Source organism: Streptomyces sp. NPDC002265 (assembly GCF_040296125.1).
Taxonomy (GTDB): domain Bacteria; phylum Actinomycetota; class Actinomycetes; order Streptomycetales; family Streptomycetaceae; genus Streptomyces.
Map to the genome: position 1 here is coordinate 1 of NZ_JBEOWS010000332.1, position 10,738 is coordinate 10,738.

9 protein-coding genes, 1 pseudogene and 1 riboswitch are annotated in these 10,738 nt (G+C 74.0%); of the genes and pseudogenes, 2 read left to right on the forward strand and 8 right to left on the reverse strand.

Annotation, left to right across the window (positions count from 1 at the left end; translation table 11 throughout):
- Positions 1 to 40: 40 nt before the first annotated feature.
- The 4 genes from ABT085_RS37515 to ABT085_RS37530 form a co-directional block, all read right to left on the reverse strand.
- Positions 41 to 796: a CbtA family protein gene (locus ABT085_RS37515; RefSeq protein WP_351618691.1), complete on the reverse strand. Its 756-nt coding sequence runs from the start codon at positions 794 to 796 to the stop codon at positions 41 to 43.
- Between the two features lie 19 nt (positions 797 to 815).
- Positions 816 to 1,037: a CbtB domain-containing protein gene (locus ABT085_RS37520; protein WP_152894620.1), complete on the reverse strand. Its 222-nt coding sequence runs from the start codon at positions 1,035 to 1,037 to the stop codon at positions 816 to 818.
- A 36-nt stretch (positions 1,038 to 1,073) separates the two neighbouring features.
- Positions 1,074 to 1,226: riboswitch (cobalamin riboswitch) on the reverse strand.
- A gap of 122 nt (positions 1,227 to 1,348) precedes the next feature.
- Positions 1,349 to 1,954, reverse strand: coding sequence for a phosphatase PAP2 family protein (locus ABT085_RS37525; protein ID WP_351618693.1), 606 nt, complete (start codon positions 1,952 to 1,954; stop codon positions 1,349 to 1,351).
- 332 nt (positions 1,955 to 2,286) lie between these two features.
- Positions 2,287 to 3,225, reverse strand: coding sequence for a lysylphosphatidylglycerol synthase domain-containing protein (locus ABT085_RS37530; protein ID WP_351618696.1), 939 nt, complete (start codon positions 3,223 to 3,225; stop codon positions 2,287 to 2,289).
- Positions 3,226 to 3,399: 174 nt separating this feature from the next.
- Between ABT085_RS37530 and ABT085_RS37535 the strand changes: the two genes are divergently transcribed.
- Both ABT085_RS37535 and ABT085_RS37540 read left to right on the forward strand, forming a co-directional pair.
- Positions 3,400 to 3,783, forward strand: coding sequence for a BlaI/MecI/CopY family transcriptional regulator (locus ABT085_RS37535; RefSeq protein WP_351618698.1), 384 nt, complete (start codon positions 3,400 to 3,402; stop codon positions 3,781 to 3,783).
- 113 nt (positions 3,784 to 3,896) lie between these two features.
- On the forward strand, positions 3,897 to 4,703 hold the full coding sequence (locus tag ABT085_RS37540) for a COG4705 family protein (protein WP_351618701.1): 807 nt from the start codon (positions 3,897 to 3,899) through the stop codon (positions 4,701 to 4,703).
- Positions 4,704 to 4,723: 20 nt separating this feature from the next.
- On the opposite strand, the gene ABT085_RS37545 is transcribed toward ABT085_RS37540, so the two are convergent.
- The 4 genes and pseudogenes from ABT085_RS37545 to ABT085_RS37560 all read right to left on the reverse strand — a co-directional run.
- The gene (locus ABT085_RS37545; protein WP_351618704.1) at positions 4,724 to 7,429 is read right to left on the reverse strand and encodes a hypothetical protein; all 2,706 of its coding nucleotides are present in this window, start codon (positions 7,427 to 7,429) and stop codon (positions 4,724 to 4,726) included.
- A gap of 6 nt (positions 7,430 to 7,435) precedes the next feature.
- A complete protein-coding gene (locus ABT085_RS37550) occupies positions 7,436 to 8,539 on the reverse strand; it encodes an AAA family ATPase (RefSeq protein WP_351618706.1) in 1,104 nt (367 codons plus the stop codon).
- Complete coding sequence (locus tag ABT085_RS37555) at positions 8,536 to 9,735, reverse strand: protein kinase family protein (RefSeq protein ID WP_351618709.1); 1,200 nt, start codon at positions 9,733 to 9,735, stop codon at positions 8,536 to 8,538. Before ABT085_RS37555 ends, ABT085_RS37550 begins: the two co-directional genes overlap by 4 nt.
- Positions 9,732 to 10,738: pseudogene (locus ABT085_RS37560) on the reverse strand (hypothetical protein); the annotation flags it as partial. The gene ABT085_RS37555 and the pseudogene ABT085_RS37560, both read right to left, overlap by 4 nt.

Here is a 10,738-nt window from a genome sequence, read left to right on the forward strand (position 1 = left end):
GGACGGTTCCGCGGGCCCTCTCGGCGTGACGACGGGATCGCTACGGGGCGGCCACCGCCGAACCCGCGGAAACCCTCGCGGGTTTCGGGTGCAGCAGCCGCTCGGCCAGTTCGCCGAAGACGAGGCCGAAGCCCGCCCACAGCGTGGCCTGCATGGCGAGGGCGGAGAGCCGGAACCGCCACAGCAGGGTGGCCGGGAAGTCCGCCGGGACCTCGTTGACGACGGGCAGGAACGCATACGCCAGGCCGATCACCGCGATGAAGCCGAGGACGGCGACGACGGTGGCGTACCAGGTGCCCAGTCTCGGCGCGAGCCGCTTGCCCGCGATCACCGCGGCGACCGCGAGGAGCACGCTGAGCACCATCATCAGGAAGTACAGCGTGGTGCGCTTGCCGATGGTGTCGGGGTCGCCGACCGACGGCGGGTTGGCCGGGTACTTCAGGAACGGCACTACGTAGACGGCGAGCAGCGCGGTCCCCGACAGCAGCAGCGCGGTGGCGCGGGGGCTGAAGCGGCCGACGCGTCCGAGGGCGAAGCAGAAGGCGAGGGCGGCGATGCCGCCGAACGCCACTCCGTAGATCAGCACGCCGGTGGCGAGGCCGGCGGTGGACTGGAGGCTGCGGGAGACGAGTTCGACCTCGTGCTCGTGGGCGTGGGCGTGCGCCTCCTCGAAGCCGATCGCGCTGTCCACGCTCGGCTCACCGAGGAAGTAGGCGACGACCAGGGCGAGCAGGCCGGCCCCGAGACCGGCGAGCATGCCCCTCACGAGCAGGTTTCTCACTGTTGCGGAGTTCACGGGAGTTCGGTGCCCCTCGTCAGTGGCAGGGGAAGCCGAGCAGGTGGCGGGCGTCGTGCACCCACTCGTGGACGTCCTCGCCGGAGACGACGGAGGTGGCGCCCTGCTCGGCGCCGACGAAGTACAGCAGGACCAGCATCAGAATGCCGAAGAAGACCGCCCAGGGGGCGATGTCCTTCAACGGCAGCTTGCCGGTGACAACGGGGGTGGTGGCGGTCGGCTGAGCGACGTGCTGCGCCATGGCAGGGCCTCCTCTGGGAGTTCGCGTCCCATCTCGGTGGTGCACAGGACGACGGCCCCGGGTCTGACTCGCGATGCGCCCCGTCGAGGAGGCATCGTCCACAGTGGCGCGACCGTGCCGGATTCTCACCGGCTTCCGTGATCCCGTCGTCGTATCATCACGACAGTACCGTGTGTCGTATGCAGGGCCAATAGCGCGTCAGCAGGGGTGATCCCGGGCACCGTTGGGCGGTGACCCGGCTCACCGCCCCCGGTCACCGGCACGCAACGGCCTGGACACGGTGGTACGTCCGGGATCTCGGCGTCCCTGCGTCAGGAGGCCGGCAGCAGCGGGCGCAGCGGAGTCGCGGTCAGCAGGCGCACCAGCGTGTCCGTCCGGCGCCGCACCAGGGTCATGAGGCCGTGTGCGACGAGTCCGCCGACGAGGATTCCCGCGACCACGTCGTGCGGATAGTGCACGCCGACCCAGACCCGGGACGCGCCCATCGCCAGTGCGGCCGCGACCGCGACCGCGCCCAGTCCGCGCGAGACGGACAGCAGGGCCACGGCGCACGCGGCGGCGATCACCGTGTGGTTGCTGGGGAACGACCAGTCACCGGGTGCCGGACACGTCTCCAGTGTGCGCACGTGCAGCGTCAGGCACGGCCGGCTCTCGCGCACCAGCAGCTTCAGCAGGGAGTCCACGCCGTAGGCCAGCACCGTGACCACCGGCACGGCCAGGGCCGTCACCGTCCGCTCGGCTCCCGCGCGCCGGGCCCGCCACCAGCCGACGACCATCAGGACGGCGAACAGGGCGAGTCCGTACGTCGACCACGCCGACACCGCAGTGTCCAGCCATCCGGGTGAGCGTCCCGCGAGACCGACCACGTCGCGGTAGACGGAGCCGTCCATCGACGCACCGCCGAAGCCGGTGATCATCGGCCGGTCCCCGTCCCGGCGGTGCGCCCGCGGCCACGGCCGCGGAACGGCTCGACGGCGAGCTGTGACGGAAGATCCGTCGGTGTGGTCACAGACATCGTCACAGATGTGGTCATCGGCGTGAGCCCTTCCCTTCGCGCCCTGTGGACGGCCGCAGCGCGAGGCGGCCACAGCGGTCGACTACAAACCTGTAGTCGGTCTACGACACTGTAGACGATCAGGGAGGGCAAGGCGTTCCCGTGACGGGCGCACGGGCGTACAGGCGCACGGGCGCACGGGCGCACGGGCGCACGGGCGCACGGGCGCACGGGCGCACAGACGCATGGGCGTCCTCAGAGCGCCGAGCGTCGCGCGAGCAGGAGGAGGACCAGCAGGCCGGGGGCCATCGGCAGCCATGCGGTGAGCAGGCGGTAGCCGAGGACGGCCGAGATCGCCGCCTGGCCCGGCGCCCCGTCCGCGGTGAGCGCCAGGGCGAGCGCGGCGTCCAGGGAACCGAGACCGCCCGGCGTGGGCAGCAGCACCGCCGCGCCGCTGGCGACGAGGTACGCCATGACCACACGGCCCGTGGACAGCCCGAGGCCTAGCGCGTGCACGACGGCGACGACCACCCCGGCGTGCAGCAGCGCGAACGCGGCCGAGCCGCCCCACAGCGCCCAGGCCCGCGCCCGGCACCGGTGCACCGCCCGCACCTCGGCGAGGGCGCGGCCCGCGGCGCGCCGCAGCCGTGGGCTCGCCGCGACGGCCACCACCACGGTCCCGGCCGCCACCGGCAGCAGCAGCACCAGCCCCTGCGGCACCCGGGCCGGCACCCGTACGGTGTCGGGCGAGGTCAGCAGCAGGGTCAGGCCCAGTAGGCAGCGGACCAGCCCGCCGGCCGCCGCCTTCACCGCGAGCGCGGTCGCCGAACGGGCCGTGGACAGTCCGCACCGGGTCAGGAAGCGCAGGTTGACCAGCGTCGCCCCGGCCCCGGCCGGCAGGAGATGGTTGGCGGCGGACGCGGCGAACTGTGCGGCCACGAGCCGTCGCCGCGGCAGCCGTTCGGCGACCGCGCCCTGCTGGACGACGGCCGCGCACACCCAGGTCGACACGGCGGCGACGCAGGCCAGCAGCAGCCACGCGCGGTCGGCGGCGGCGAGCCGGTCCGCCCCGCTGTCGAGGACTTCCCGGTGCGAGACGAGGAACCCGCAGGCGGCCAGGAGTACCGCGAGCGTGACCCCCAGCTGCCAGTACCGGCGTCGGCCCGCGGCCACCGGCAGGTCGGTCGCGGTCACGCCGGTCCTCGCGCGCTCCGGACGAAGGGTGAGCCGTCGGCCATCGTGCACCTCTCGTCGTAACGCGCCACGGGATCGACTCCCCTACGGTCCGTAGGGTCGCACCGCACCCTACATTTTGTAGGGTTAAAGGCAGGTGAGAAGATATCCGCGCGTCTCGGTAAGGTGGCCGACATGGCTGGCACCGGCCCACACAAGAGACCCGGACGGCGCAGCGCGGGCGAGTTGGAGGGCGCGGTCCTGGCGGCGCTGTGGGCGGCGGAACGGCCCCGGACCCCGGCCGAGATCCAGGCGGAGCTCGGCGGCGACCTCGCGTACAACACCGTCCACACCATCCTCAAGCGCCTGTACGACAAGGGACTCGTACTGCGGGACGCCGACGGGCGGCGCGGCGCCTACCGGCCCACGCGCGACGCGGCCGAGCTGACCGCCGCGGCGATGCGCGACGCCCTCGACCGCGGCCCGGACCCGATCGCCGCTCTCCAGCACTTCGTGACCGGGCTGAGCCCGGACGAGGAACAGGTACTGCGGGAACTGCTCGGGGAGAGCTCCCCCTGAGCTCCCGTCCGAACGCCTCCTGAGCTCCTCCTGAGTCCCCCTGCGCGGGGCCGGAGCCGTACGCGGACCGCCGTTCAGGATGCGTTCAGGATCCGGGTGCCAGGGTGCGGATCATGACCGCAGAGCACATCCTCGACGACCGGCCCCGCATACCCCCCGTACACCGGATGGCGAACAAGGTGCCGGAGGTGACCGTCTACTTCTGGATCATCAAGGTGCTGACCACCGGCATGGGGGAGACTGCGTCGGACCTCCTCGCGCGGCTGCTCGGCCCGGTCCCCGCGGTCGCGCTCGGCGGGCTCGCCCTGGTGGCTTCCCTCGCCGTGCAGTTCGCGCTTCGCCGGTACGTCGCCTGGGCGTACTGGACGGCCGTCGTCATGGTCAGCGTGTTCGGCACCATGGCCGCCGACGTGCTGCACGTCGGCCTCGGCGTGCCGTACGCGGTCTCGACCCCCGCCTTCCTCGCCGTGCTGGCCATGGTCTTCGTCCTCTGGTACGCGAGTGAGCGGACGCTGTCGATCCACAGCATCGGCACCCGCCGTCGCGAGGCGTTCTACTGGGCGGCCGTGCTCGCCACCTTCGCCCTCGGCACCGCCGCGGGTGACCTCACCGCGACCACCGGCTTCGGCTACCTGGGCTCGGTCGTCCTCTTCACGGCCGCGATCTGCGTGCCCGCTCTGGCCCATCGCTTCGGCGCCCTGGGCGCGGTGGCCGCGTTCTGGACGGCGTACGTCGTCACCCGGCCCCTCGGTGCCTCCCTCGCCGACTGGATGGCGCTCGGCCGTACCCGCGGCGGCCTCGGGCTCGGGCTGGCGCCGGTCACCCTCGCCTGGACGGTCGCGATCATCGGGTTCGTCGGCTACCTCGCCGTCACCCGGCGCGACACGGACGCCGCGCCGGGTTCGTCCCGCGCCTTCTGATCGCGCCGCCCGCGGCCGGCTCACCATCGGTCGATGAGCAGCAGCAGAAGCACGACGGCCGCGCAGCTCACGGCGAGGAAGCAGATCAGCCACCGGTCGTCGGACGAGTCCGCCCGGTGTCCGTCACCGGTGGTCGTACGACGCGCCACGACCGGAGCGGGCGGCCCGGGCGACTGATGGGCGGCCTCCCGCGACGCCTCGCCCGGGGCCTTGCGCAGGTGCCGGACCAGTTCGTACCAGACCTGGTCCGGCAGCTTCGGCATGCCGTGGACCGGGGAGTCGAGCAGCAGTTCCAGGAAGCGGTGCTCCACCGGGCCGCCCTGTTCGCACAGCCGGCGGAACAGGAGCACCAGGCCGTCCTGGATGCCCCGGTGTCCGGCGTACGGGAGGACGGCCCAGTGGAGCAGCCAGACGGCTGTCTCCGCCGTGAGGTGGTCCTCGTGTTCGCCCGGTTCCCCGGCGGCGGCGGTACGGCGGTGGCGCAGGAACAGCTTGTGCTTCAGCAGGCGGCGGCAGACCCGGTCCGCCTCCCGCAGGGTGCGCCGGCCCGCCTTGGCCGCCAGCGCGGCGAGCATGCGGTCGGCCTCCTCCCGCGGGACGTCCTGCTTGGCGAGGCGTTCGAGCAGTTCGCTGTCGGGCGTCCGGTCGAGGCCCCCCGACGACGAAGTCCGCGATTCGTGCCGCCGACGGCCGAGGCCGAGCCTGCGCGCCAGGCGCATACCCCTTGTCGGCAGTTCGGGCAGCGCCCAGTGGTACCCGGTCGGCCAGGGCGGCCGCCCGTCCGGCGACTGCGCCGGGGCCTGTTCCGGGGCCTGTTCCGGGGTCGCCTGCCGCGGTCCCTCCGCCCGTACCGGACCGTCGGACCGCGGGTGCGGCTGGGTGTGCGGCTGCTGCCGGGTGTACGACTGCTGCCAACTGTGCGGGGGGCGGGTGGCATCCGTCGCCGGGCGGGCGGACGGCACCGGCCGGGACGACGACGGTGCCGTGGCGGACGTCGGCTCCTGAGCGGGCGTGGACCGGGTACGGCCCGTCGCGGGCGCGGAGTGCGGCTGGAGGCGCGGCCGTCGCTCACGCTGATGCCCGTACAGCTGGTCCCGGTACGGTCCTGCGTCCGCACCGGAACCGGATACGTCGTCGGGCCCGGTATATCCGTCGGTCCCGTGGGCCGGGCCGGGGCCGCCGGTGGTCCCCGTGTCCGGCCGCCGTGCCCCCGGGAACGTGGGGTGGTGGGCACCGGCGTACGGATCGGCGGGATCCGGCGACCGGACCGCCGCCGTGCCGGTCCCCCGCCCGACCGGCCCGCCCACCCGACCGCCGACCGGGCCGTAAGCCTGGCCGACCGGCCCGTGCACGGCCTTCGCGGCCGGATCGCGAACGGAGTCCGGACCGCGAACGGGCTCGGGTCCGGGACCGGGTCCGGGATCAGGTCGGGGATCGGGTCCGGGATCGGGCTCGGGTCCGCGAACGGTCTCCGGTCCGCGAACGGTCTCCGGTCCGGGGCCGGCTCCCGGGCCAGGACCGGACTCGGCGCCAGAACCGGGTTCGACGCCAGAGCCGGGTTCGAGATCGGGTTCGAGTCCGGGTCCGGGTCGGGGTTCTTGGATCGGCTCCCCGACCGGTCCTTGAACGGTCTCCGACCGGGCGCCCTGGAACCTGTCCGCCCCTGGCCCGTGAACGGGCTCCGCCCAGGGGCCCTGGACCGGCTCGGTCAGCCCGGTCTGCTCCGTCAGCGCGGCCGGAGGCGCACTCGTGGGCGCGGGCCCCGGCATGGGCGTAGGTGTAGGCGAGGGCGCGCTCGTGAGCGTAGTCGGCTGGTGCCGCGGGCCGCGGGCCGTCCCGAGCAACCGGCCCAGCGCGAGCAGTCGTTCGGGCGCCGGAAGCCCGTCCTCCAGGGGCACCTGCTTGAACAGCGCCCGCAGGTCCGTCGGGTAGTCCGGGTCCGACACGAACAGTCGGACCAGCTCCCTCGCGACCGCGTCGGCCTCGTCCCGCGGTGCGTTTCCGAGCGTGATCCGCTCCACCCGCGCGTCCTCGGTCGCCGACCTGCGCCAGGCCGGCACACCCACCACGCGCAGCCCATGGGTGTCGGAGGTGTCGCAGGTCGCGTACGTCCAGTAGTCCTGTCCGAGCCAGTCGCCGAAGATGCCGCACAGCCCCCAGACGAGCAGCGGTGTCTCGTTCGCGCCGGTCGCCGAGAAGTCCGGGATCCGGACCGACATCAAGCGCTCCGGGGTGCGCAGCAGTTGGGCCGTCACCACGGTGAGCGGTCGCGCCACCGTGCCCACCCGCGTGCTGAACCGCCGCCACTCCCGCTCCGCCGTCTCGTCGAACGCGCCGGGTGCGACCTGACGCAGCCCGCGAAGGTCGGCACCGGTCAAACCCGCGGCCGGCACGGGGAGTTCACTGAGCGTCAGACAGAACCGGGGCTTGAGGACAGTGCGCCCGCCGACCAGGGCGTGGGATTCCGTACTGGTGCGGCCGTGAGCGTCGAGGCCGCTCCTGCGGTTGACGACGACCACGTCACCGCTCCTGCTCAGCTGGCGGACCTGGCTCGGCCGCTCGCTCCCCTCCACCCGCAGCAGCGGCGCCAGTTCCTCTCTCAGCTCCTCGGCGCGCTCCCCCGCACACGAGTACGCCACCGCGGTGATACCGGTACCGTTGCGGTCCCGGTTGCCCTCCCAGCGGAAGACGATCTGGTCGAGCCACTCTTCACTGCGCTGGTCCACGTCAGCTCACATCCCCATCGTGGACGGCCGGTGCGCCGGGTCCTCGGTCAGCAGTCCGCACATGGCGAGGATCGACAGCAGCGGGCCCAGCACCCGCCGGGAGCGCACCCCGTGCGGGAAGCGGCCGTTGGTGGGCTGGCCCCCGGTCGCGGAGGCGAAGTGCAGGGTGCAGCGCAGGGCGCTGTCGAACGGCCGCAGCCAGGCGGGCGCGGCATGATGGCGCAGGAACGCGTACACGTCGCGGCTCTCCTCCCGCACCGCCCGCGGGTCGAAGGGGGCCGTGGACGGCCGGCCGAGCCAGCGGTCCACCGGGGGTTCGAAGCGCAGCAGGTCCGCCTTGCCGACCACCAGGGCCGTCGCCACGTCGAGGTAGGCCCCCTGCCGGGGCAGCCGGTCGAGCACGGTCTCGAACGCGGGGTCGCTCCGGCTGACGCGCAGGCGGTACCGCTCGCGCGGCTCGTCGAGCTGGGGCAGGCCGCAGGCGAGCAGCGGGTCGACGACGAAGACCAGGGCGTCGACGCCCACCAGGAAGCGCAGCAGCGCGTCCGTGCGGACCAGGTCCTCGCCGCCGAGGTCGAAGAAGGCCACCGGCCGCACCTGGCCGTCCGCTCCGGTGAGCAGCAGCGCCTCGACGAACTCGGCGAACGGCGTCTGCCCGGTGGCCTCCAGCTGCTCGCCCGCGCGCAGCGGTGCCACCCGCTCCTTGAGGAACACCGAGTGGTCGGCGGGGTTCACCGACTGCCACCGCACCCCGAAGGGCGCCAGGCAGCCGTCGGTGATCTCGGCGACCATCTGGGTCAGCAGATGGCTCTTTCCGGTGCCCGACGTGCCGACCATGGCGACGGTCAGCGGACGGCCGTGGGTCAGATAGGGCACGGGGATGTAGTGGTGGCTGACGCCCACGGTGTTCCGGCACAGCTGGAAGGCCCCGCGCAGGACGTCGGCGCGGCGCAGCGGGTTGCTGAGGCCGCTGGTGTCGAGGCGTTCGTACTGCGACTTCTCGTTGCGCACGTGCAGGGCCCGCTCGTCGTAGACGACGATCTCCAGGCAGTACGGGCAGAAGATCTGCCCGGGTTCGAGCCGTACCGAGGGTGCCGTCGTGACGCTCACCGGCGTCCCCTTCCGTTTCTGCCGCGCTCACGATCGGTGCCGCCGCCCAGCCAGCCGCGCAGCCAGCCCCGTTCCTGGTCCGACGGCTTCGGGGTGTCCCGCGGTCCCCCGTCCGGGGGTCCGCCGTACCCGTCCGCGACGCTCGCGCCCGGATCGTCCGGACCGCCCGGACCACCCGGACCGCCCTGGACGTCGGCACCGGTGGGTCCGAGGTACTCGATGTGCTGCATCTGCTCGATGTGCTGCATGTGATCGGCGTGTGCGTCGATGCCGACGGCCTCGCGCTTGCGGGCGAGCCTGTCGTCGAACTCCCTGCGGTACGGCTCCAGCGGGTCGGGACCGGCCATGAGAACGGTCGCCGGGTCCGGGTCCGGCACCAGCAGGCCGAGCAGCCGGGCGGGGGTCGGACGGTCCTCGGCCCGGGGGGCGAACGCGTCGCCGACGCTCTGGGCCAGTGACCGGTAGGCGTCGAGGTCGGCGGGCGGCCCGTCCGGACGGCCCTGACGACCCGCCACGAGCTGGTACATCAGCTGGGCCGTGCTCCACAGCGCGTCCCGCGCGTCGGCCTCGCCGACCCCGGCCCGCTGTTCGGGCGACGCGTACGGCGCGGCGCCCCAGGGTGTCCTCGGGGCACCGATCCGCGCCGTCGCGCCCAGGTCCCACAGCTGCGCCCGTTCGCCGTCCCAGCGGACGGCCGCGGGCACGATGCCCCGGTGGACCAGTCCGAGGCCCTCCAGCAGACGGACCGCGAGCACCAGATCGCGCTCGATGATCCGCTGGTCGGTGGTGGAGATGCCGTGGGTGAGGCCGGTGGCCGGCTCGCCCCGGGGGGTGGCGTAGATCAGGAACGGTTCGGCCGCGTCCATGTCGTAGCCGACCGGGACCGGGAACAGCCCCTGGTACGGGCTCCCGAGGAAGGCGCGGTGGACCGTCAGGGCCGCGCCGACCTCGGCCTCCAGCGCCTGGTACTCGTGCGGGTCGCGGACGTCGGCGGACGGCAGTCTCACCTGTACGCCCTTCCACGCGTCGCCGAGCAGCAGCTCCCGGGCCAGCAGGGGCGGGCGGACGACCCTGCTGAGCTCGGGTCCGAAGCGGGCGGGAGCGCGGTGGCGCAGGCCGCCCGGGGTGGTGAAGGACAGGTCGGGCGGCATCTCGGTGGCGTCGGCCCGCGGGCCGAGGTCCGTACGCTCGCTCACTCGCCCCCCTCGTCGCCGTGGCGATCCCGGGCGCCGTCGCCGTAGCGGTCCCGGGCGCCGTCGCCGTGGCGATCCCGGGCACCATCGCCGTAGCGGTCCCGGGCGCCGTCGCCGTTGCGGTCCCGGGCGCCGTCGCCGTTGCGGTCCCGGGCCGGGGAACGGTCGTCGGCCCATTCGCGCAGGCGGACCGGCCGCACCACGCCGGTCCGCAGCGGAACCAGCTTCAGCAGTCCGGCGTAGCGCCCGGTGGAGGTCCACACCGAGCGGCTGCGCATCCCGGGCGCCGTCGTCCCGGGGGTCCGGCCCTCCGGCCCGGCGCCCTCGCCCGCCCCGGCGCGGCCCTCCGTGCCGCTCCAGACCGCCTGGGGCGCGAACCTGATCCACTCCACGCTGGTGGGATCCTTGCTGAGCAGCGGTGTCTGACGCGGTGACGCGAGATCGACGATGCGCCGGCCCTGCGGGTCCGGTTCGATGGCGTCGGCCACCCGCTGGTGCCCGATGCCGAGCAGGCCCTCGGCGTTGCCCCGGCGCTCCACCGACCTGGCGTACGGCGGTGGCGAGACGACCCCCTGGGTGAACAGATGCCGGCGGGTCACCTCCAGCATGAGGCGCATCCGCTCCTCGACCCGGCTGAGCGCGGGCCCCGCGGCCTGTCCCCGCGCCACGGCGCCCCAGTAGGGGTCGAGGGCGCCGACCAGGGTGTCGGTGAGGTCGCCGACCAGGGTGTCCACGAGCCTGGGTCCGCCTTCGCCCGCCTCCCGGTCCAGCCAGCGCGGGCCGTCGCCGGACGCCCGGTCCGTCCGCGGGGCGTGCGGACCGTAGCCGTCCGCGCCGTCCGGCCCGAAGGACGGCGACCCGTCGCCGGTGCCGCCGGACGTTACAGGCCGGGCGGGGGGATCCGGCTCCGGCATCCAGCCGGGCCGGGCGAAGCCGCCGTCGGGGTCCGCGGACCGGCCGGGGTCCCGGCCGTCGGAGCCGGGGGCCGCACGGAGCGGGTCCTGCC

Coding starts and splice junctions, on each gene's coding strand:
- ABT085_RS37520 (WP_152894620.1), bottom strand. CDS start 1,037: ATGGCGCAGCACGTCGCTCAGCCGACCGCCACCACCCCCGTTGTCACC.
- ABT085_RS37525 (WP_351618693.1), bottom strand. CDS start 1,954: ATGATCACCGGCTTCGGCGGTGCGTCGATGGACGGCTCCGTCTACCGC.
- ABT085_RS37535 (WP_351618698.1), top strand. CDS start 3,400: ATGGCTGGCACCGGCCCACACAAGAGACCCGGACGGCGCAGCGCGGGC.
- ABT085_RS37540 (WP_351618701.1), top strand. CDS start 3,897: ATGACCGCAGAGCACATCCTCGACGACCGGCCCCGCATACCCCCCGTA.